2 protein-coding genes and 1 pseudogene are annotated in these 2,112 nt (G+C 57.2%); 1 reads left to right on the top strand and 2 read right to left on the bottom strand.

The genetic code is table 11. The features are described from left to right. Positions 1-284: pseudogene (locus tag P792_RS38365) on the bottom strand (hypothetical protein); the annotation flags it as partial. Positions 285-765: 481 nt separating this feature from the next. Between P792_RS38365 and P792_RS24910 the strand changes: the two are divergent. After that, complete coding sequence (locus P792_RS24910; protein ID WP_152530158.1) at positions 766-1,146, top strand: hypothetical protein; 381 nt, start codon at positions 766-768, stop codon at positions 1,144-1,146. Between the two features lie 4 nt (positions 1,147-1,150). Here the strand turns inward: P792_RS24910 and P792_RS24905 are convergent, their stop codons facing one another. Then, on the bottom strand, positions 1,151-1,762 hold the full coding sequence (locus P792_RS24905) for a hypothetical protein (protein ID WP_023978009.1): 612 nt from the start codon (positions 1,760-1,762) through the stop codon (positions 1,151-1,153). Positions 1,763-2,112 lie beyond the last annotated feature (350 nt).

Genomic DNA, 2,112 nt, shown 5'->3' with positions numbered 1-2,112 from the left:
TTTTTGTCAAGACCTTTTTTTGGCCTGAAAAAACCTAATTTACGCGCTTTCGCGCGTATGGCCCCGATTGTGCGCCCGACTACCGGCGCAATGTCGCGCACCGGCGTTTCGGAAGGGTAACGATCCGCCACCAGAAGCTCTTCCTCGCGGGACCACAGGCGGCGCGCGCGGAGCTTTGGGGCGGGGCGGTAAAATGGCGATGCCTTCCATTCCGCCAGCGTCCCGAACAAATTCGGGTCGGACTTTTTCGGCGCACGGACAGGGGTGTCATCAATGGCGAACATCGCAAATGTCAAGACATGGCCCTTTCACGCTACGCAGCAGTGGCATTAATGATGAATTGACGTTACGGGCTTTTGCACTTTGTCACAAGAAAAAAGATCGGAGGATTATGAATTTTTCCGGGCGGAAGCCGTCATTTTATGTCGGTGGGTAGTCAAGTTACTGAAACAGAACAATAGTCCGCAAACTGTTAAGAATATATTGCGCGGGTGCAGGGCGACCGAGAGCGTGGCCTTTTCCGTCCTGATCTGGAACTCTCAATGATTCTAGTACAGGTGAGTCACGCAGGCCAGTGCTTGCATGGAGAAAATGACGATATTTTCGAGAAAAAAACGGCGCCCGCACCGTGACAGCAGTGTACAGATCAGAAAGGTTTTTCGGCTCATGCCCCGCGTAAAATACGGCACGCTCCTTATCTCGTGCCTGCTCTTGACCTGTTGCAGCCCATACCTGTCGCAGCAGGCTATGCGCCGATATGTTGCAATGACCTCTGCGCCGGTAAGAACGCTTATTCCTGCTTCAGTGGGGGAGATGATCAATGGGCTGGTATTTTTCGCGCATTATTGTGTGCCCAATGCAAGTCTGGCGCCACCTGTCGAAACTAGTGATTATTTAAATCCCGACGGGACGGTCGATCTGGAAATCAAGACCCAGATCTCTCCGGGCGGAAGCTACCATTTCGTGCCAGTCGAAACGGGTCAGACACTTGTCCTGGCTCGTGGCGCGATTGGCGCAATGATACGCGAGACTTACAGCGATCCTGACGCTCAGGCACAATCGGTCCTGCTGGCTTATGCGCGTGCGGGAGGGGACGATCGCTGTCATCCCCTCCAGCTCCCTCCGCGGACATTGCCGAAGCCCTGATTTTTCAGGGCACCCGAATGCACGCCAGTGTCTGGCGCTTCCCCGCCGGAACTGGGCCGCAAGACTGCACCGCGGTTTGCTCAACTCCTGGCGTGTAATGGAACACGAGGTGGCCTCCATGCCCCTCAAGAGGAATGGTGGTGTCGCCTGCTCTGACTATGCCGCTGAAAAGATAACGCTCCACGTGGCCCCGTCCGGGCTCGATCGTGCGGTAAGACGGCGCTGTCAGCACCGTACTCACCAGAACCGTCCCCGCATGCGCCGTACCGGATAGAGGCTGAACATCAAGATCGAGTTCCGCATCCGTCTGGTTCAACTCCTGAGGATTATGCGTGCCCATGACCGCAACTGCGCGTTGCAAAGTGCCAGGCCGGATCACGATGTGTGTGCTGGATACGGGGCCGATCATTACCGAGCTGTCGATGTCGGTGCAGATCCCGTTGGGCGTGGCAGAGGGATCGCAGCGATAGTGAACCCGCAACTCCGAAAGGCGGGTATCGTCGGGCGATACGAAGGAGGGAACATGCGGCGCGGTGCAGGCAGAGAGCATCGCCACGCCAAAGACGGCTGCGACACCGCGCAGCGAGCGGTTGCATAAGAGCTGGGGAAGGGACATCGGAGAACTCCTGGAGGGGGAGAACCAGAACTCCGCATTTTTTCTCCAGAGATCGAGCAGCAAAAATTGACGTAGGCCGGGTCTTTTTCTCGCTCGCTCTCTGGATCGCGCCCGGCAATTCTATCCTTGCGGTGCTCATGCCGTGCTGCCGGAGAGCCTTTTTCATGCCCGTTGCCGTCGTAAGACAGTCCTGCCGAAAGTTCGGGGCCCTGCTCGTCCTGACAGGAATATTCTCGGGCGCACCGTCTATGGCACGCGCTGCCGACGATCAGTGCAATCAGCTCGTGCAGGCTGCGGCGGACGGCATGGCCGGTGTGATCAAGGCCGACGACACGACCATCAAGCAGCCT

The sequence above is a fragment of the Asaia sp. SF2.1 genome, assembly GCF_000505765.1.
GTDB classification, from domain to species: Bacteria; Pseudomonadota; Alphaproteobacteria; order Acetobacterales; family Acetobacteraceae; genus Asaia; species Asaia bogorensis.
Note: the sequence above shows the minus strand (reverse complement) of the source record. Positions and strands in the feature narration are given on the sequence as shown.